Here is a 16,987-nt window from a genome sequence, read left to right on the forward strand (position 1 = left end):
GGTTAATAGTTCGGGTAGCCTTGGTCGGGTGACCGAGCAGGCGGGGCTCCGCGAGCGCAAGCGGCAACGCACCCATGACGCGATCTCGACCGCGGCGATCTCGCTCTTCCTGGAGCGGGGCTTCGACGCCGTGTCGGTCGCCGACGTGGCCGCCGCGGCCGAGGTGTCCAAGCCGACGCTGTTCAAGTACTTCCCGACCAAGGAAGACCTGGTCATGCACCGGATCGCCGACCACCGCGGCGAGGCCGCCCGGGTGGTGGCGGCGCGCGGCCCGGCCGAGAGCCCGCTCGCCGCGCTGCGCCGCCATTTCCTCGACGGCCTGCGCTGCCGCGACCCGGTCACCGGCCTCAACGACCACCCGGCCGTGCTCGCGTTCCACCGCCTCGTCTTCGAGACGCCGACCCTCACCGCCCGGGTGGCCAGCTACATCGAGGCCGACGAGGCGGCGCTGGCCGAGGCGCTCGACCCGCGGTGCGGCCTGCGCGCCCGGCTGGCTGCGGGGCAGGTCATCGCCGTCCAGCGGATCCTGTCCCGCGACAACTGGCGCCGGCTGAGCGAGGGCCGCTCCGCCGACGCCGCCTACCGGCCCGCGGTCACCGCGGCCAACAAGGCCTACGACCTCCTGCGCACCGGCCTGGGCGACTAACCTCAAGACGTATGACGTCGAACACGATCGCCGCATGGCGCGTGGCGCTGGAGGCCGGTGACGCGGATGCCGCCGGCGCCTGCCTGGCCGAGGACGCGCTGTTCATCTCGCCGCTGACGGAGAAGTTCCGGTTCCACGGCCGGCAGCAGATCACCGACGTGCTCCGGTCGGCGGTGGAGACCTTCGACGACGTCCGCTTCCACACGGAGGTCGCCGACGGGCCAACGTACGCCCTGTTCCTGCACTGTCGCGTCGGCGCCCAGGCCGTCGAGGAGGCGCAACTCCTCCGCCTCGACGAGGCGGGCCTGATCCGTGAGCTGACGTTCTTCGGGCGGCCGTTGCCCGCCCTCACCGCGACGATGGTCGGCCTCGGCCCGCGGATGCTGCGCCGCCAGGGCCGACCGGGCCTCGGCCGCCTGATCGGCGCGGCGGTCCGGCCGCTGAACGCGATGACCCGCCTCGGCGAGCAGCGGATCGTTCCCCTGGCCGATCCGAACCGGGTGCGCGACAGTGCTGGCTGAGGATTCAGCAGGCGCCGACGCCGAACTCGAGCCGGACTCGGATCGATCGACCATCGGAGGTGACGTCGACCGGCAGGCAGACCGGCGGGCGCACCGCGAACCCGCCGGCGAAGTCGGAGTGGGTGGCGCCGCCCGCCGAGCCGCACGCCCGGAAGCTCACGGTGTGCGGGTTGCGATCGTGATAGGTGAGCTTCGCGCGGTCGCGGTAGGCGGCCGGGACGCTCACCGTTGCCTCGGCGCCCGACCGCAACCGCACCGGCACCTTGAAGTAGGAGAAACCTGAGTCGTCCGGTCCCCGTCGTCCATCGATCGGCGCGCCGAAGCTGTAGTCCAACGGCAGAAACGTGACCTCGCCGGTCGCCGGCAGCGAGCTGGGAGCAACTGCGCCGCCGATCGTCGTGGCGGTCTCGCAACGCCGAACGGCTGCCGGCGTCGCGCTGACGGCGGGTGGGGAGACGCTGGGTGCCGGCAGCGGAACCGACGGGGTGCACCCGGCGACCGCGAGCACCACACACATCGACTGGACGCGCCAACTAAGCCTCACATCAAGATAGACCGCTGACGGCGCGCTTACGTTCCTCGTACAACGATGGCCTAGGTTTCTCGCATGGCTGACCGCGCGAGGATCGCTCACCTGCTGCGCCGGGCCACGTTCGGGCCGACCGCCGAGGAGGTCGACGCGGCCGAGCGGGCCGGTTACGACGCCACGGTGCGGCGGCTCGTCGGCGAGACCGGCGCCGTCACCGGCGTGCCGACCTTCGCCCCGATCGCTCCGGGCGAGAGCCGCGAGCAGAAGCAGCAGGCCAACCAGGAGCGGCGTAAGCAGGTCACCGCGACCGTCGAGTGGTGGCTCGACCAGATGGTCACCGCCGAGCATCAGCTCGCCGAGAAGATGGTGTTCTTCTGGCACGGGCACTGGGCGACCAGCGCGCAGAAGGTCAAGGCCGCGCCGCTCATGCTCGGGCAGCTCCAGACGTTCCGGGAGCACGGGCGCGGTGACTTCAGCTCCTTCGTCCGGCGGATGGTTCGCGACCCGGCCCTGATCCTCTGGCTCGACGGGCAGAAGAACACCCTCAAGGCGCCCAACGAGAATCTGGCCCGCGTGCTGATGGAACTGTTCACGCTCGGCATCGGCGCCTACACCGAAGACGACGTCAAGGCCGGCGCCCGCGCGTTGACCGGCTGGACCGTCGACCGCCGCCAGGGCACGGCGCGATTCGTGCCGCGCCGGCACGACAGGAAGCCCAAGACGATCCTGGGCCGCACCGAGGCGTTCGACGCCGACGGGTTCGCCGCGCTGGTCGCCGGGGAGCCGGCCGCCGCGGCCTTCATCGCGCGGCGCCTCTGGTTCCGCTTCGCGAGCGGTGAGCCGATCGCCGCCGACGTCCACCAACGCCTCCGGACCGCCTTCGCGCAGGGCGGCGTCGACGGCCTGCTGCAAGGGCTCTTCACGGACCAGGCGTTCGACGGTACGCGCGGCCAACTGGTCAAGCAGCCCGCCGAGTGGGCCGTCGGGGCCCTGCGCCAGCTCGGCATCCGGCCGGCCCGGCTCGACGACCAACGGCGCAAGCAACTGCTCGCGGGGCTCAACGCGCTCGACCAGGTGCCGCTGCGCCCGCCGAGCGTGGGTGGCTGGCCCGCCGGCGCGGCCTGGCTGACCACCAGCTCGCTGCAGGCCCGGCTGCGGATGGCCGAGCAGCTCGCCGCGCGGGCGGCGCCGGCGGTCAAGGAGCGGTTGCGGGCCGCTCCCGAGGCCGGCCGGCCCGACGCGTTGGCCCGGCTGCTGGTCGTCGACACCTGGACCGAGCGCACCCGGGCGGTGCTGGCCGGCGCGGCCGCCAAGCCCGACCGGCTGCTCCAGCTCGGCCTCGTCAGTCCGGAATACACCGTCCACTAGGGAGCAGGACCGATGGACACGCTCACCCGGCGGAAGTTCCTGATCGCGAGCGGCGTCGTCGGCGCGGGTGCGCTGGCGGCCGGCGCGGCCGTCTACACGCTGGACGACATCCTGGCCACGGCCGGCGACCGGCCCGCCGACGCGGGCACGCTCGTGCTGGTCACCCTCTACGGCGGCAACGACGGGCTCAACACGGTCGTGCCCTACGCCGACGCGGCCTACCAGGACGCCCGGCCCGACATCGCGTACGACGCCGGCGAGGTCCTGCGGCTCGACGACGCGACCGGGCTGAACCCGGCCCTGAAAGGGTTCCAGCGGCTGTTCACGGAGGACCGGCTGGCCATCGTGCGCGGAGTCGGCTATCCGAAGCCCGACCGCAGCCACTTCCGCTCGATGGACATCTGGCAGACCGCCGACCCCGTGCGCCCGGGCACGACCGGCTGGCTCGGCCGCTGGCTCGACACCGCCGGCGGCGACCCGCGGCTCGCGGTCAGCTTCGAGCCCGCCCTGCCGCCGCTGCTGGCCGGAGCCACCAGTGCCGGCGCCGCCGTGCCGACCGGCGCCCGGCAGAAGGCGACCGGCGTGACCGGGTTCGGCACCGCCGTGGCCGGCGAGCCGCCGCTGCAGGCCCGGGCCGCGCGGTGCTTCGCCGACCTCGAACGGGTCGAGGCGATGATCACCGAGGTGCGGGCGGCACAGGAGTCCGAAGAGGACGGTGCGGACGAGCCGGCGACCGGCACCGGTGGGCGGTCCGACCTCGCCGGCCAGCTCGACCTGGTGGCCCAGTGCGTCGAGGCCGGCGTGGCCACCCGCGCGTTCTCCGTGTCGCTCGGCGGCTTCGACACCCACGCCGACGAGAAGCAGCTCCAGGAGATTCTGCTCGGCAAGGTCGACAAGGCCGTGACCGGTTTCGCGGACCGGATGGCCGGCCGGCCGGTGACGATCGCGGTCTACTCGGAGTTCGGCCGCCGCGTGCGGGCCAACGCCAGCGACGGCACCGACCACGGCACGGCGTCGAACGTGTTCGTGCTCGGCAACGGCGTGCGCGGCGGCCTGCACGGCGAGCAGCCCAGCCTGACCGACCTCGACGACGGCGACCTGAAGCACACGGTCGACTTCCGCGACGTGTACGCGGGGCTGCTCGACGGCGTCCTCGGCGCCGACCCGGAGCGGGTGCTCGGGGGCTGGACCGGGAAGCTCCCGCTCACCGGCTCGTGAGCCACTCCAGCGCAGCGGGGAAGCGGCGCAGGACGGACACGTGTCCGTCCACATCGGAGATCTCAAGCCTGGCTTTGTCGAGGCGCCGGGCCAACCACTCGCTGTGGGTCGGCGGCACCATGCGGTCGCGGGCGCCGGCCAGCAGCAGCACCGGCGCGGTGATCGTCGTGAGGTCGAAGCCCCACGGCGCCACGTACGCCAGGTCGTCGTCGGCGGCGGCCGCCGGGCCCTGCGCGACGGCGGGCCGCACCACGTCGAGCATCCACGACCAGTCGGTGGCCAGCGCGTCCTCGTCGGCGTCGACGAAGCCGATGTCCGGGTCCGCCGGGCCGTCCGTGTCGTGGGCCGCGCGGGCCGCCGGCCCGGCCAGCGCCGCGTGCAGCGACGCCGCGGCCCCGGAGGCCATGCCGCTGAACCAGTCGAGGCCGTCGGCGCCCCAGGGGGCGAGGCTCGAACCGGCCACCACCGCGGTGACCCGCTGCGGCAGCAGCGCGGCGACGGCCAGCGCGTGCGGCCCGCCGCCCGAGTGCCCGACGACCGCGAACCGATCGAGCCCGAGCAGGTCGGCGACGGCGTTGGTGTAGCGGGCGGCCGACGAGACGTCGCGGCCCGGCACGCGGGTCGAGCCGCCGTAACCGGGACGGTCGTAGGAGACCCAGCGGATCGCCTCGCCGAACAGGGGCACCGGTGGCGCGCCGAGGTTGGGCGTGCCGTGGTGCCAGAAGACGGTGTGCGGGGCGGCGTGCCCGGTGTCGTACACGTGGAGGTTCTGGCCGCCGCCGAGGTCGAGATCGAACTCCTTGGTCACCCGGCCGACCCTACCGGCAGGTCAGAGCACGGAGGGAAGGCCGTTCCGGCAGGCGAGGCTCACGCTCAGGCCGAGCACGGTGATGGTGACGCGGTTCTGCGGGCCGGCCCGGTGTGCGGCGGGCTCCAGCACCTCGACCTGGTCGCCGACACAGCGGGCGGTGACGTTGATGCCGAGCAGCGGCAGGTCGAGCACCACCGACCGGCCCGGCGTCGGCCCGGGGTCCGGCTCGTCGTCGTCATCGCCGCTGCCGGGACCCGGACCGGAGCCCGTGCCCGGACCAGAGCCCGTGCCCGGGCCGGAGCCCGTGCCGGGGCCAGACCCGGAACCCGAGCCGGAACCGGAACCGGAGCCCGAACCGGACCCGCGCGTCGCTTCCGGCGCATTGCCGGCGTCAGGCCCGTCGTCGCGCGTGCCCTGCCCGGCGGTGCCGTTGTCGCCGCCGGGCGTACCACCGGCGGTCGGCGCGGTGCCGGTCGGACCGGCGCCCGGCGCGGTCGCGCTCGGCGAGGCGGAGATCGCGGGCGGGCGCGAGCCGGCCGCGTCGGCGGAGCCACCCGGACGCTCGGTGGGCACCACGATCGCGGCCACCACCGCACCCGCCACCAGCACGGCGCCGGCCGCGGCGAGCAGCGCGGGACGGCGGCGGTCGGGCCCGCGTACCGGCTTGGCGGTGACCACCTCCGTGGTCAGCTCCGGGTCGATCGCGGGCCGCTCGGCGTCGACGACGTCATCCGCGACCGGCGCCGCGGCCACGCCCTGGGTGGTCGCCGCGTCCATCGCCGCCACCAGACCGGCCAGCGCCGGGTCGTCGTCCTGCGGCGGCGGCACGATGCCGGCCGCGGTGGCGAGCACGGCCGCGACCTCCGCCGCCGACGGCCGGTCCGCGGGCTCCTTGGCCAGGCACCGGTCGCAGATCTCGTTGACCTCGGACGGGATCTGGTCGAGGGGCGGCAGCGGATCGGGCTCCACGTAGACGTGGGCGTCGAGCATCTGGGTCGTGGTGTCGGCGAGCCACGGCAGCCGGTTGGTCAGGGCCCGGTAGATCAGCAGGCCGAGCGCGTAGATGTCGGACGCGGGGGAGACCTGGCCGAGGGTCAGCCGCTCGGGCGCGAGGTAGGCCGGCGTGCCGAGCAGCAGCCCGTCGGCCTCGAGCTCGTCGCGGCCCACGACGGCGGCGATGCCGAAGTCGACGACCTTGGCGCCGGACGGCGTCAGCATCACGTTGGACGGCTTCACGTCGCGGTGCACGAGGTCCTGCGCGTGGGCGGCGGCCAGGGCGGCGGCGACCTCGGAGAGGGTACGCAGGGCCACCCGCGGCGGCAGCGGGCCGTCGTCGAGGCGCTGGGCGAGGGTGCGGCCGGGCAGCAGTTCCATCACCACGTACGGCACCTTGGTCCCGTCGTCGTCGGTCGCCTCGCCGTAGTCGAAGACGCCCGTGACGTGGGGGTGCCAGAGCCGGGCGGCGGCCCGCGCCTCGGCCCGGATGCGCTGCCGCGCCGCGACGCTCACCGCATGTCGGGTGGCCAGCACCTTGACCGCCACCGACCGCTGCAGCACGAGGTCGTGCGCGCGCCAGACCACCGACATGCCGCCGGCGCCGAGCCGGTCGTCCAGTCGGTATCGGCCGTCGAGGACCTGTTGGGACCGCACCCGCACAGCTTGCCAACTTCGGGCCCGATCGGCATCCCGGCCACGGGACCGCGATCGACATGCGTGATGACCGGAACATGCCGGATTGGCGCTCAGAGGGTAGGTTGGCCTGGTGCATCGCGACGTGCTGATCCGGCCTCTGCGCCGGCTCGTGCACGGGTCTGTGCGGGTTCTGACCGGTTTGGCGGCTTTGGCGCTAGCCGTAGGGATCGGCGTGTCGTCGATCGCCACGCCGGCGTCGGCACCGGCTACCGAGCCGGTCGCCGCCGCGGCCGCGACCACCCAGCCCACCGCCGACGAGCCGGCCACCGTTGAGCAGCGGGCCGCCGTCGACCAGCCGGACGCCGTGACGAGCAGCCGGCCGCCGCCGGCGTTCGCGACGACACGACCCGGCCGCACGCGTTCGCGTACCTCACGAAGTCCGCACCCCGCGCCCCACCGCACGACGACGACACCGCCGCCCGCTGAGCACCTTTTCGCGCTCGTCGTCCCCTCAATCGCCTACCGGTGAGGTGTCCCCGTGCAAACGGCCATGCAACTCTTCTTCGTCGGCGTGCCCCGCGCCGCGGTCATCTGGTTGATCCTGCTCGGGCTCGCGATCCTCGCGGTCACGGGCCTGCACCTGGTCGGGCCGCGCGGTCCGCGCCGCGCCGGCGTGCGCGTCCGGTTGCGCGCCGCCCGGATCCGTCGCGAGCGGCGGGCCACCGCCGCCGCCGAGCTCGTCCGCTATGCCGACGAGGTCGGTGTCGCCGCGCAGCGGGCCGAGGCCACCGCGCGCCGCCGGCACGAGGCCTGGCTCACCGCGCAGGAAACGGCCGAGCGGGCCTGGACGGCCTTCGAGGCGGCCGACCGCGCCGCGAGCCGGATGGCCGCGGCGGCGCTGCTGCCGAGCCCGGCCACACCGCAGACCCCGCAGGAGTACGCCGAGCGCGAGCGCTGGCTCCACCGCGCCGCGATGTCCGCGTGTGCCCACAATGAACTGTCCTTGTTGGACCTCAACGACGCCCTCGCGCACCGCAACGGCTGGGACCCGCGCCGCCACCCGGTGGAGCAGGAGGCCATGCTGCGCAAGGCGATCCGCGACACGCTGCGCTCCGCCGAGCGCGACGCCGCCCGCGCGGAGCGGTTCGCCTGGGAGACGGCGGAGTCCGCGGCCGCGGCGGCCCGCAGCCTGCGGGCGGAGGCGATCGCGGCCGCCGAGCGCGCGCATCCGGTGCGGCACCTGGTGCGAGCGGACGCCGCGGCCGGCGTCGCGACCCGGCGGCAGCGCCTGCGCACGGCCGTGGCCCGCTAGTGTTCCTCACCCACCTGGCCTGCCCCCGCTGCGGCACGGAGCACGACGCCGACGTGCTGACCAACCTCTGCGGCTGCGGCTCGCCGCTGCTGGCCCGCTACGACCTCGACGCGGTGCGCGCCGCGGTCGACCCGGCGACCGTCGCGGGCCGCGGGGCGGACCTCTGGCGCTACCGGGAGCTGCTGCCGCTGCGGGACGACGCGCAACGGGTGACGCTGGGCGAGGGTTGGACACCGCTGTGGCCGGCGGCCAGGTTCGGCGCCACGATCGGGCTGGATCGGTTGCTGGTCAAGGACGAGGGCCTCGTGCCGACCGGCTCGTTCAAGGCCCGTGGTGCGGCGGTGGGCGTCTCCCGGGCCCGCGAGCTCGGCGCCACGCACGTGGCCATGCCGACCAACGGCAACGCGGGCGCGGCATGGGCCACCTACGCCGCCCGGGGCGGGCTGCGGTCGACGATCGCGATGCCGCTGCGCGCCCCGGTGGTCACCCGCCAGGAGGTGGTCGCCGCCGGTGGCGAGCTCATCCTGGTCGACGGGCTCATCAACGACGCCGGGCGGCTGGTCGCCGAGCTGATCGCGGCGGCCGGCGGCGCCATCTTCGACGCCGGCACGCTGCGCGAGCCGTACCGGCTCGAAGGCAAGAAGACGATGGGGCTCGAGATCTGCGAGCAGCTCGGCTGGCGCGTACCCGATGTGATCGTCTATCCGACCGGCGGCGGGGTCGGGCTGATCGGCATCCACAAGGCGATCGGGGAGCTGCGGGAGCTGGGCTGGATCGGCGACAAGGTGCCACGGCTGGTGGCGGTGCAGTCGACCGGCTGCGCGCCGATCGTGCGGGCGTTCGAGGCGGGGGAGCGGCGGACGCGGCCGTGGGCCGGCGCGGACACTGTCGCATTTGGAATCAACGTGCCCGCGCCGCTCGGCGACGAGCTGATCCTCGACGCGTTGGCGGAGACCAGCGGCACGGCCGTCGCCTACGACGACCGACAGATCCTGGCCGACCTGCGGGCGTTCGGGGAGCAGGAGGGTCTGCTGTTGTGCCCGGAGGGCGCGGCCTGCCTGACCGCCGCCCGCGGGCTGCGGGAGAGTGGCTGGCTGGCCGCCGACGACGAGGTGGTCGTGCTCAACACCGGCGCGGGCATCAAATACCCGGAGACGGTGTCAGTGCCGGGCGCGTAGGCGGCGCAGCATGCGGGGGTCCTCGAAGCCGACCGCCCGGGCCGCCGCGTGCACCGTGCTGCCGTGGCCGATCAGGTGCTCGGCCCGCTCCAGCCGCAGCGCCTGCTGGTAGCCGAGCGGGGTCAGCCCGGTCGCGCGGCTGAACTGCCGGGTCAAGGTGCGTTCGCTGATCCCGCCCGCGCCGGCGAGCGCGGCCAGTGGCAGGCGCTCGGCGTACCGCTGGTCGATCAGGTCCTGGATCTTGTGCACCGCGTCGCTGAGGTGGCCGCGGTGCCGCAGCATCGCGCTGGTCTGCTGCTCGTCGCCGTTGCGGCGGGCGTAGACGACCATCTCGCGCGCGATCCGGGCCGCGGCCGCCGGGCCGTGCCGCACGGCCATCAGGTAGAGCGCGAGGTCGACGCCGCTGGCGATGCCGGCCGAGGTGATCACCCGACCGTCGACCACGTAGAGCACGTCGCGGACGACGGTGGCCCGCTTGTAGCGGCGCGCGAGTTCGTCCTGCAGGCCGTGGTGGGTGGTGCAGCGGCGGCCGTCGAGCAGGCCGGCCCGGCCGAGCACGTCGGCGCCGGAGCAGACGCTGGCCACGGTGCCGCCCGCGCGGTGGTGGTCGGCGACCCAGTCGAGCGTCTCGGCGGCGAGGCGGCCGGTGCCGCGCAGGGTCGGCGACCGCCAGCCGGGCACGATCAGCAGGTCGTCGGGGCGAAGGGCGGGCCAAATCGTCTCGGCGTGTACGGGCAGACCTTGCGCGGTGGGCACCTCGGCGTGCTCGCTGAGGTAGGCCAGCGCGTAGTCGTAACCGAGGTCGCGCGCGGTGGAGAAGACCTGGGCGGGCCCGGCCAGGTCGAGCAGGTGCAGGTCGGGCACCAGCAGGAAGCCGACGGTGGTCACGATCCGGTCATCATGCCACGAGTGCGGCCCCGAGCACGTCGGCGACCGTGCGCACGGTGGCGAACCGGCCGTCGAGGACCCGCTCCGTGCGCTCCACGATCGCGTCGACGCCGAGCGTGCGGGGGTCGGCCAGGATCTCGTCGACGCTCGCGCCGGTGGCGTCGCGGTGGGGGATCGGGAAGGTGAGCGTCGCGTCGGTGACGAACGTGACGGCGTACCCCAGATCGCCGCCGACCCGCGCGGTGGTCTCGACGCACTGCTCGGTCCGGATGCCGGTGACGGTCAGGTCGAAGATCCGCCGCTCGGTGAGGAACTGGCCCGCGTTGGTGGTGGTGAAGACGTTGTGCGAGGTCTTGACCATGGTGGGCTCGCCGGTCCCGGGCACACGGAGGCCGTCGAGGAGGCGGACGTGGCCGTTGACCGGGTCGAAGACTCCGCCGGTGCCGGGCTCGCTGTGCAGCACCCAGATCACGGTGTCACCGGCGGCGCGGAACGCGTCCACGAGCCGGTTGACGTTGTCGACGAAGTCGGGATTGGAGCCGGCCCGCCAGATTTCGCGTTGCCGGAAGGACTCCTGGGCGTCGATGACGAACAGTGCGCGCTTCATGTCCTGATCGTCGCCGCGGCGCGGCCTGTCGCGGAAGGCCGGATCGGGTCCGTGGGCGGACGGATCCGGTCATTCCCGGGGTGGCGCGATCCACAGGGTGCGGCAGCGCACGCGTGCTGAGTGCTTTCATTGGGGCATGGCGAATCCGGCGATCCTCACCGTCGACGACGACCTTGCCGTTTCCCGGGCCGTCGCCCGTGACGTCCGCCGTCAATACGGCGAGCGTTACCGGGTCGTCCGCGCCAACTCCGGGGCCGAGGCGCTCGATGCGCTCAAAGAGATCAAGCTACGTGGTGACCAGGTTGCCGTCCTGCTCGCCGACTTCCGCATGCCCCACATGAACGGCATCGAGTTCCTCGAAGCGGCGATGGACCTGTTCCCGCGCGCGCGGCGGGTGCTGCTCACGGCCTATGCCGACACCGACGCGGCGATCGACGCCATAAACCGGGTCGATCTCGACCATTACCTGCTCAAGCCCTGGAACCCGCCGGAGGAGAAGCTCTATCCGGTGCTCGACTCGCTGCTCGAGGCCTGGACGGCCACGCCCGAGGCGGGCTCCACCGTCACGCGGGTCGTCGGCCACCGCTGGTCGGCCCCCTCCTTCAAGGTCCGCGACTTCCTGGCCCGCAACCTGGTGCCCTACCGGTGGTACCTGTGTGACGAGCCCGAGGGCGCCCGGCTGCTCGCCGCGGCCGGGGTGACCGAGGCCGACGTGCCGCTGGTCATCACGCCCGAGGGCAAGTCGCTGGTCCAGCCGTCCGAGTCCGACCTGGCCACCCACGTGGGGCTGTCGACGACCCCGGCCAAGGACTTCTACGACCTGGTGGTGGTCGGCGCCGGCCCGGCCGGGCTGGGCGCGGCGGTCTACGGCGCCTCCGAGGGGCTGCGCACGCTGCTGGTCGAGCGGCACGCCACCGGCGGCCAGGCGGGCCAGAGCAGCCGCATCGAAAACTATCTGGGCTTTCCCGACGGGGTGTCCGGGTCGCAGCTCGCCGAGCGGGCGCGGCGGCAGGCGGTGCGGTTCGGCGCCGAGCTGCTGACCACCCGCGAGGCCACCGAGCTCGACGTGCGTGGGGCGACCCGGGTGCTCAAGTTCGGCGACGGCAGCGAGGTCGCGTCGCACGCGGTCGTGCTGGCCACCGGCGTCTCCTACCGCATGCTCGACGCGCCGGGCCTGTCCGACTACCGCGGCCGGGGCGTCTTCTACGGCTCGGCGGCCACCGAGGCGCCCAGCTGCTCCGGGCAGGAGGTCTACATCGTCGGTGGGGCCAACTCCGCGGGTCAGGCGGCGGTCTACTTCTCGCGGTACGCGCGGCAGGTGCACATCCTCGTCCGGGGCGACGGGCTGACCCGCACGATGTCGCGCTACCTGATCGACCAGATCGAGAGCCACGAGAACATCGACGTGCACTCCTACACCGAGGTCGCCGAGGCTACCGGCGACGACCACCTCGAACGGCTGGTGCTGCGCGACACCCGCTCCGGCGAGACGCGGGACGTCGACACGTCCTGGCTGTTCATCTTCATCGGCGCCGAGCCGCGCACCGACTGGCTCGACGGTGTGGTCACCCGTGACGCGCACGGTTTCGTGATCACCGGGCCTGACCTGATCGCGGGCGGCAACCGCCCCGTCGGCTGGTCCATGCCACGCGACCCCTACCACCTCGAATGCAGCATCCCTGGCGTGTTCGCCGCGGGCGACGTCCGCTCCGACTCGGTCAAGCGGGTGGCTTCGGCGGTCGGCGAGGGCGCGATGGCGATCTCCCTGGTGCACCGTTATCTGGAGGCACAATGAGCACCGAACTCGCCGGTCACGCCGAAGGTGACCGGCTCAGCCCGGCCGAGCTGCGCAAGCTGTTCCTGTTCGAGAAGCTCGACGCCGAGCAGCTCGACTTCCTGGCCAGCCACGGGTCGGTCGAGCACTACCCGGGTGGCGCCTACGTCTATCGCGAGGGCGAGCAGGCCACCTGCTTCTACGTGCTGCTCAGCGGCACGGTCGCGCTGCGCCGCAGCGTGCGCGGCGACGAGATCGAGGCCGCCCGCACCGACCAGGTGGGCGCCTACGCCGGGGCCACCCAGGCGTACATCGAGCGGATCCCGCAGATCTACCTCAACAGCATGGTGGCGATCTCCGACGTCGAGGTCTACCAGCTGCCCGCCAGCGAGCTGGCCGAGGCGCTCAGGGACTGGTTCCCGATGGCGATGCACCTGCTGGAGGGCCTGTTCTTCGGCATGCGCTCCATGCAGACGGTGGTCAGCGAGCGCGAGCGGCTGCTGGCCCTCGGCTCCCTGTCGGCCGGCCTCACCCACGAGCTCAACAACCCGGCCGCGGCGGCGGTCCGGGCGACCTCGGTGCTGCGCACACGGGTCACCGGCATGCGCCACAAGTTGGCCATGATCGCCGACGGGCGGGTCGACGGCACGCGCCTGCACGCCCTGGTCAACCTGCAGGAAGAGGCGATCAAGCGGGCGGCCGGCGCGCCCGAGCTGACCCCGATGCAGACCAGCGACGCCGAGGACGAGGTCGGCGAGTGGCTCGAGGACCACGACATCACCGGCGCCTGGGACATCGCGCCGACGCTGGTCTCCGGCGCCATCGACACCGAGTGGCTGACCAAGGTGCGCGGTGAGATCGGTCCGGAAAACTTCGAGAACGCGCTGCGCTGGCTGGTCTACACGCTCGACACCGAGCAGCTGATGACCGAGATCGACGACGCCGTCACCCGGATCTCGTCGCTGGTCGCGGCGGCCAAGCAATACTCACAGCTCGACCGGGCGCCGCACCAGACGGTCAACGTGCACGAGCTGCTGCACGCCACGCTGGTGATGCTGCACGCCAAGTTCCCGAAGGGCATCAAGCTGGTCAAGGAATACGACCGGTCGCTGCCCGACATCCCGGCCTACGCGGCGGAGCTCAACCAGGTGTGGACCAACCTGATCGACAACGCGATCAGCGCGATGGGGGAGTCCGGCACGCTGACGGTGCGCACGTCCCGCGAGGGCGACAACCTCGTGGTGTCGGTCGGTGACACCGGCCCAGGCATCCCCAAGGACATCCGGCCCCGCATCTTCGAGCCGTTCTTCACCACCAAGCCGGTGGGCGAGGGCACGGGGCTCGGGCTCGACATCTCCTACCGGATCGTCGTCAACAAGCACCACGGCGACATCCGGGTCGACTCGAAGCCGGGGGAGACCTGGTTCCACGTCGTGCTGCCGATCGACCCCGACGAGCCGGTCGAGCCGACGGACCTCGCGGAGCGGGCCGAGGCCGAGGCCGAAGCCACCGGCGCCGCGTGAGCCACATCCTCTTCGACTTCTTCGGCACGCTGGTCGACTACGACGACGGTCATGCCCGCACGCCGGCCCGGTCGGCGGCGATGGCCGGGCTGCCGGTCGACGAGTTCATCGTGCGGTGGGACGCGGTGTGGATGTCGTGGGAGGCGCGCTGCGCGCCGTCCGGTCGCGAGTTCTCGATGCTGGACGTGGCGTCGTCGTTCCTGCCCCGCGCCACGCCTTCGGAGGTTTCGGCGTTCGTCGGGGTCTACATCGACGAGTGGAACGCCGGCGTGCGTTATCTGCCGGGGATCGTCGACCTACTGGGCTCGCTGTCTTCCTCCTACCGGCTCGCGGTGGTCTCCAACACGCACGAGCCCGACCTGGTGCCGGCCCACCTGGCCGCGATGGGCGTCGCGTCGTTCATCTCCACCGTGGTGACCTCGGTCGAGGTGGGGGTGCGCAAGCCGGCGCCGCTGATCTACGAGGAGGCGCTGGGTCGGCTCGGCGTCGCGGCCTCGTCGGCCGTGTTCGTCGGTGACAACCCGTCGGCGGACTATTTCGGGCCGCTGGCGGCGGGCATGCGGGCGTTCCTGATCGACCCGGCGGCACGACATGACGCCGTGCCGCCGGCGCACCGGCTGGCCTCGGTTTTCGACCTGCCGGCCGTCCTCTAGGCCGTGCTCCATTCGTGGGCGCTGCCTTCGTGCAGGGCGGCGTAGACGCGGTCACGGATCCCGTTGGCCTCTGTTGTGGACAGTGTGTGGCTAAGGTCGCGGAGCACGAGGCGGAGCAGGACGTTCTTCTGTCCTTGGCTGAGGCCCATCCGGTGGCGGGCGGATTCGGGCAGGTCGGCCCAGGGCGTCTCGCTCCTGACCGAGACCTCCTCGACGGCGGTGGCGTCGTCGCCGAGGGCCGCTCTGACCCGGTCGCCGAGCTGTTCGACGTCCTGGTCGTCGGCGACCGCGATCGACAGGTCGCGGCTGGTGGCGGGCATGGCCGAGACCGGTTGGTACGGGCTCAGGTCGCGCATCTGACGTGCGATGCGCGGATCGTCGGCCCGCAACAGGCGGATGTCGTCGATTCCCTTGACCAGCATGGCGATCCGGTCGAGGCCGAGGCCCATGGCGAGGCCCGTCCGGTGGTCGTCGCGCAGCACCTCGGGGTGGGCGAGGCCACACTCACCGATCTCGACGCCGTCGACGTAGATCTCGCGTCCGTCCAGTGTGTAGGGATGGGCGCTCTTGGGCGTGTCGATCCGCCGCCCCGGCAGCACGGCGTGGACCACTGTGTCGATCATCGCTTGCAGGTCGGCGACGGTCAGTCGCCGGTCGGTGCTGACCCGCCAGAGGTCGAGCTGGTGGGGCTCGCCGACGTGCTGGCGGTCGATCGCGTCGCGGCGGTAGCACATGCCGGGGACGCTGAGCAGGATGTCTGTTTCTTGGAGACCGTCCAGCAGCCTGGGTATCCGGGCGGTGGTGTGCGACCGCAGCATCCGCTCGGCGTCGACGTAACGGCTGTAGCGGCGGTCCCGGGTGACAGCAGCGCTCTCGTACCGCAGCCGGTCGTAGTTGTCGGCGACGCTGACGACGCGCGGCCCCGGATCGCGCCGGACCGGGATCTCCCAGCGCGCCGCCAATGCGGCCTCGATGTCGGCGACGACGTGTTGGATCGCGTGCTCACCGGCGGCGGGGTCGGTGAGGTCGCGACGGGCCAGGGCGGCATCGAGTTGGGCAGGGGTCAGGTAGGACATGGCAGTGCTCCTCACGGGTTTCGGGCGGACGATGCGACGAAAAACCCCCGGCGTAGGCCGGGGGTTCTTCGTGGTCGTCCGCACCCGCAAGGGGCGATCGAAATCAGCGCACGACGCTCAACCCACCGGTCTCCCGGGGGCGGCTAAATCGCATCACGCGCGGTCGCATGCCACCAGTGTATGCCGAACCGCAATCCCTTTGCCGGGTCACGGCTTTGACCGGTCTGGGTCGGTCCGGCCGGCCGTGGTTGGTCAGGCCGCGGCGCGGATCGCGGCTTCGACCCGGCGGCGGAGGTCGTCGACCTCGAAGCCGGCCTCGGTCAGCACCATCACCCCTAGGCCCTCGCCTTCGCGGAGCACGCCGAGCAGGACGTGCTCGGTGCCGATGTAGCGGTGCTTGAGCCGGAGCGCCTCGCGCAGGGACAGCTCGAGAGCCTTCTTCGCGCGGGGCGAGAACGGGCCGCCGGTCATCGGGCGGCGGCGGCGCAGGCCGAACAGGCCGCGGGAGTGTGGGCGGGCCGGGGGTCGCAGCGCGCCTTCGCCGAAGGCTGCTTCGACCTTTCGGCGCACCGCTTCCAGGTCGATCCCGATCTGCCGCAGGGCCTCCGCGTCGGCGTCGCTCAGGGCGCGCGATCCCGACCCGACATGCGCCTCGATGCGAGCGCGCAGGTCGTCGGCGGTCACGCCGGCCTCGCGCAGGACGCGCCCGGCCACTCCGCCGCCGCCGCCCTCCGGCGTGTCGTCGAGCATCGCGAGCAGCAGGTGCTCGGTGCCGACCTTCTCGTGCCCCAACGTGCGCGACTCGGCCACGGCGCCCTTGACCACTGCCCGCGCCCGATCGGTGAACCGCTCGAACATCACGCCTCCTGTGACGGACGCACGACCGGACGCCCGGCGTGCTTCTTGTGTACGGCCTGCCGACTCACCTCGAGCGCGGCGGCGATGTCCTGCCACGACCACCCCTGCGCCCGCGCGTTGTCGACCTGCACCGTCTCCAGGCTTTCGAGAAGGCGGCGCAGCGCCAACACCGCACGCAGACCGACCTTTGGATCGGTGCTGCTGGCGGCCGCGGCGAGGTCCACTGCCTGAGTCATGCCGTCAATCTACGTTGACATTCGTCGGTTGTCAACTCCGGTTGACGGCGCGGCTCGGACGGTCGACGTGGTGACGACGACCGGAGGGGAGGTCGGACGGCGAGGTCGCGGACTTGCGCGGTCGCGAAGCGGCGCGGGCGGCCGAGGTAGGGGCGCA

At 72.9% G+C, this 16,987-nt stretch carries 18 protein-coding genes; 10 read left to right on the top strand and 8 right to left on the bottom strand.

The features are described 5' to 3' along the window. Positions 1–28 precede the first annotated feature (28 nt). Both O7635_RS19210 and O7635_RS19215 read left to right on the top strand, forming a co-directional pair. The gene (locus tag O7635_RS19210) at positions 29–646 is read left to right on the top strand and encodes a TetR family transcriptional regulator (protein WP_278081823.1); all 618 of its coding nucleotides are present in this window, start codon (positions 29–31) and stop codon (positions 644–646) included. Positions 647–657: 11 nt separating this feature from the next. Next, positions 658–1,167 carry a nuclear transport factor 2 family protein gene (locus tag O7635_RS19215; protein WP_278081824.1) on the top strand — a complete coding sequence of 170 codons (510 nt, stop codon included), beginning with the start codon at positions 658–660 and terminating at the stop codon, positions 1,165–1,167. Between the two features lie 4 nt (positions 1,168–1,171). Here the strand turns inward: O7635_RS19215 and O7635_RS19220 are convergent, their stop codons facing one another. After that, the gene (locus O7635_RS19220; RefSeq protein WP_278081825.1) at positions 1,172–1,684 is read right to left on the bottom strand and encodes a hypothetical protein; all 513 of its coding nucleotides are present in this window, start codon (positions 1,682–1,684) and stop codon (positions 1,172–1,174) included. A 90-nt stretch (positions 1,685–1,774) separates the two neighbouring features. Here O7635_RS19220 and O7635_RS19225 point away from each other — a divergent pair, with 90 nt between their 5' ends. Together O7635_RS19225 and O7635_RS19230 are read left to right on the top strand one after the other, a co-directional pair. Beyond that, on the top strand, positions 1,775–3,064 hold the full coding sequence (locus O7635_RS19225; protein ID WP_278081826.1) for a DUF1800 domain-containing protein: 1,290 nt from the start codon (positions 1,775–1,777) through the stop codon (positions 3,062–3,064). A 12-nt stretch (positions 3,065–3,076) separates the two neighbouring features. Further along, the gene (locus O7635_RS19230; RefSeq protein WP_278081827.1) at positions 3,077–4,282 is read left to right on the top strand and encodes a DUF1501 domain-containing protein; all 1,206 of its coding nucleotides are present in this window, start codon (positions 3,077–3,079) and stop codon (positions 4,280–4,282) included. Here the strand turns inward: O7635_RS19230 and O7635_RS19235 are convergent. After that, positions 4,269–5,090, bottom strand: coding sequence for an alpha/beta hydrolase (locus tag O7635_RS19235; RefSeq protein ID WP_278081828.1), 822 nt, complete (start codon positions 5,088–5,090; stop codon positions 4,269–4,271). The two genes, O7635_RS19230 and O7635_RS19235, sit on opposite strands and share 14 nt — an antisense overlap. 21 nt (positions 5,091–5,111) lie before the next feature. Continuing rightward, positions 5,112–6,743, bottom strand: a complete 1,632-nt coding sequence (locus O7635_RS19240; protein WP_347405291.1) for a protein kinase — start codon at positions 6,741–6,743, stop codon at positions 5,112–5,114. 214 nt (positions 6,744–6,957) lie between these two features. On the opposite strand from O7635_RS19240, the gene O7635_RS19245 reads away from it, so the two are divergent. The 3 genes from O7635_RS19245 to O7635_RS19255 are packed head-to-tail and all read left to right on the top strand — an operon-like array spanning position 6,958 to position 9,215. Continuing rightward, positions 6,958–7,254 carry a hypothetical protein gene (locus O7635_RS19245; RefSeq protein WP_278081829.1) on the top strand — a complete coding sequence of 99 codons (297 nt, stop codon included), beginning with the start codon at positions 6,958–6,960 and terminating at the stop codon, positions 7,252–7,254. Positions 7,255–7,263: 9 nt separating this feature from the next. After that, positions 7,264–8,037 (top strand): hypothetical protein, encoded by a 774-nt coding sequence (locus O7635_RS19250; protein WP_278081830.1) that lies wholly within the window; start codon positions 7,264–7,266, stop codon positions 8,035–8,037. Next, on the top strand, positions 8,037–9,215 hold the full coding sequence (locus O7635_RS19255; protein ID WP_278081831.1) for a threonine synthase: 1,179 nt from the start codon (positions 8,037–8,039) through the stop codon (positions 9,213–9,215). Before O7635_RS19250 ends, O7635_RS19255 begins: the two co-directional genes overlap by 1 nt. Here the strand turns inward: O7635_RS19255 and O7635_RS19260 are convergent. Both O7635_RS19260 and O7635_RS19265 read right to left on the bottom strand, forming a co-directional pair. Further along, complete coding sequence (locus O7635_RS19260; protein WP_278081832.1) at positions 9,198–10,103, bottom strand: DJ-1/PfpI family protein; 906 nt, start codon at positions 10,101–10,103, stop codon at positions 9,198–9,200. The two genes, O7635_RS19255 and O7635_RS19260, sit on opposite strands and share 18 nt — an antisense overlap. Before the next feature lie 10 nt (positions 10,104–10,113). Then, entirely contained in the window at positions 10,114–10,710 is a 597-nt protein-coding gene (locus tag O7635_RS19265; RefSeq protein ID WP_278081833.1) for an isochorismatase family protein, read from the bottom strand. A 136-nt stretch (positions 10,711–10,846) separates the two neighbouring features. Here O7635_RS19265 and O7635_RS19270 point away from each other — a divergent pair, with 136 nt between their 5' ends. From O7635_RS19270 to O7635_RS19280, 3 genes are read left to right on the top strand one after another with little or no spacing between them, the layout of a single operon-like run. Further along, complete coding sequence (locus O7635_RS19270) at positions 10,847–12,505, top strand: FAD-dependent oxidoreductase (protein WP_278081834.1); 1,659 nt, start codon at positions 10,847–10,849, stop codon at positions 12,503–12,505. Further along, on the top strand, positions 12,502–14,007 hold the full coding sequence (locus tag O7635_RS19275; protein ID WP_278081835.1) for an ATP-binding protein: 1,506 nt from the start codon (positions 12,502–12,504) through the stop codon (positions 14,005–14,007). The genes O7635_RS19270 and O7635_RS19275 overlap by 4 nt, the downstream gene beginning before the upstream one ends. Beyond that, entirely contained in the window at positions 14,004–14,660 is a 657-nt protein-coding gene (locus O7635_RS19280; RefSeq protein ID WP_278081836.1) for an HAD family hydrolase, read from the top strand. The genes O7635_RS19275 and O7635_RS19280 overlap by 4 nt, the downstream gene beginning before the upstream one ends. On the opposite strand, the gene O7635_RS19285 is transcribed toward O7635_RS19280, so the two are convergent. From O7635_RS19285 to O7635_RS19295, 3 genes are all read right to left on the bottom strand, one after another. Next, complete coding sequence (locus O7635_RS19285; protein WP_278081837.1) at positions 14,657–15,736, bottom strand: hypothetical protein; 1,080 nt, start codon at positions 15,734–15,736, stop codon at positions 14,657–14,659. The two genes, O7635_RS19280 and O7635_RS19285, sit on opposite strands and share 4 nt — an antisense overlap. Before the next feature lie 252 nt (positions 15,737–15,988). After that, a complete protein-coding gene (locus O7635_RS19290) occupies positions 15,989–16,594 on the bottom strand; it encodes a Clp protease N-terminal domain-containing protein (RefSeq protein ID WP_278081838.1) in 606 nt (201 codons plus the stop codon). Continuing rightward, on the bottom strand, positions 16,594–16,830 hold the full coding sequence (locus O7635_RS19295; protein WP_089248094.1) for a helix-turn-helix domain-containing protein: 237 nt from the start codon (positions 16,828–16,830) through the stop codon (positions 16,594–16,596). The genes O7635_RS19290 and O7635_RS19295 overlap by 1 nt, the downstream gene beginning before the upstream one ends. Positions 16,831–16,987 lie beyond the last annotated feature (157 nt).

Origin of the sequence: Asanoa sp. WMMD1127, assembly GCF_029626225.1 — a bacterium.
In the GTDB taxonomy this organism is placed as follows: domain Bacteria; phylum Actinomycetota; class Actinomycetes; order Mycobacteriales; family Micromonosporaceae; genus Asanoa.

Excerpts from the sequence above, each read along its gene's own strand:
- O7635_RS19215 (WP_278081824.1), top strand. The coding sequence starts at position 658 with ATGACGTCGAACACGATCGCCGCATGGCGCGTGGCGCTGGAGGCCGGT.
- O7635_RS19220 (WP_278081825.1), bottom strand. The coding sequence starts at position 1,684 with ATGTGTGTGGTGCTCGCGGTCGCCGGGTGCACCCCGTCGGTTCCGCTG.
- O7635_RS19225 (WP_278081826.1), top strand. The coding sequence starts at position 1,775 with ATGGCTGACCGCGCGAGGATCGCTCACCTGCTGCGCCGGGCCACGTTC.
- O7635_RS19230 (WP_278081827.1), top strand. The coding sequence starts at position 3,077 with ATGGACACGCTCACCCGGCGGAAGTTCCTGATCGCGAGCGGCGTCGTC.
- O7635_RS19265 (WP_278081833.1), bottom strand. The coding sequence starts at position 10,710 with ATGAAGCGCGCACTGTTCGTCATCGACGCCCAGGAGTCCTTCCGGCAA.
- O7635_RS19270 (WP_278081834.1), top strand. The coding sequence starts at position 10,847 with ATGGCGAATCCGGCGATCCTCACCGTCGACGACGACCTTGCCGTTTCC.
- O7635_RS19275 (WP_278081835.1), top strand. The coding sequence starts at position 12,502 with ATGAGCACCGAACTCGCCGGTCACGCCGAAGGTGACCGGCTCAGCCCG.
- O7635_RS19285 (WP_278081837.1), bottom strand. The coding sequence starts at position 15,736 with ATGTCCTACCTGACCCCTGCCCAACTCGATGCCGCCCTGGCCCGTCGC.
- O7635_RS19290 (WP_278081838.1), bottom strand. The coding sequence starts at position 16,594 with ATGTTCGAGCGGTTCACCGATCGGGCGCGGGCAGTGGTCAAGGGCGCC.
- O7635_RS19295 (WP_089248094.1), bottom strand. The coding sequence starts at position 16,830 with ATGACTCAGGCAGTGGACCTCGCCGCGGCCGCCAGCAGCACCGATCCA.